Raw genomic sequence first — 1008 nt, forward strand, 5'->3', positions numbered from 1 at the left:
AAGCAGGAGTTACCGGCCGTGACCGTGCCGCCGCTGGCAAAAACGGGCGGAAAACGGGCCATCAGGGCCGGGCCAAGACTCGGCCGCGGCCCGTCGTCGGCTGCCGCGGACTCGCCGGAGCCGGCGGCGAGGGGCACGATTTCGGCGTCGAACGTCCCGGCGGCCGCGGCTGCCAGGGCACGTTGGTGGCTGCGGAGCGCGAAAGCGTCCTGGCGTTCCCGGCTGATGCCGAAGCGGGCGGCGACGTTTTCGGCCGCCACCCCCATGTCGGGGTCGCCGAAGCTCAGTGGAGCGAACTGGGCCCGGCTGTAAAAGTCCGGGCTGCCGTCGTCGTTGCGGTGGGCGCGGAGCGGAGCCGTGCTGATGCTCTCGACGCCGCCCGCGAGGTACAGGCCGCCGCCGCCCGCCGCGACCAGCCGGGAGGCCAGGACGATCGCGTCCAGACCGGAGCCGCATTGCCGGTCCACGGTGACGCCGGGGACGGTGACCGGCAGGCCTGCCTCCAGCGCGGCGAGCCGGGCCACGTTTCCGCCGCCGCCCACGGCGTTGCCGATCACGACGTCGGTCACGGATTCCCCGGTGCCGTCGCCGGCATCGGCGAGCAGGCTGCGGAGCACCGGAGCCAGGAGTTCGTGGGCGCGGAGCTTCTTCAGTGCCCCGTTGGCGCGGCACAGCGGCGTCCGGCGCGCGGCGATGATGACCGGCTGCCTGTCCTCAGGCAGCAGCCCCGGGAAAGACAGCCCGGGAACAGACCGCCGGGGGAACGACGTTCCGCGGAGCGGCTGCCCGGGTGCTGCCGGCCCGCTGCCCGCGCGCGGCTCAGCCAAGACGCCGGATCCTGGGATCGTTCCGCGCCACCCAGTCCAGCAGCAGCTGCCGGCTGATTTTGCCGCGGTCCGTCAGGGGCAGCTCCGTCAGCACGAAGTACTCCAGGGGGCGCTTGTTCCGGGCCAGCACATCGTCGATCCCGGACCGCAGCTGGGTGGCGGTGACCGCTCCGTGCGAGGG

The 1008-nt window shown here is 73.4% G+C and carries 1 protein-coding gene and 1 pseudogene; both read right to left on the minus strand.

Annotated elements, in window-relative coordinates; genetic code table 11:
• Positions 1-740, minus strand: a 740-nt coding sequence (locus AC1D1S_RS21305) for a thiolase family protein (protein ID WP_476995466.1), incomplete at its 3' end; no start/stop codon positions are given.
• A 79-nt stretch (positions 741-819) separates the two neighbouring features.
• Positions 820-1008 (minus strand): annotated as a pseudogene (locus AC1D1S_RS21310) (long-chain fatty acid--CoA ligase); the annotation flags it as partial.

It is taken from the genome of Arthrobacter sp. P1_A5, from assembly GCF_056406825.1.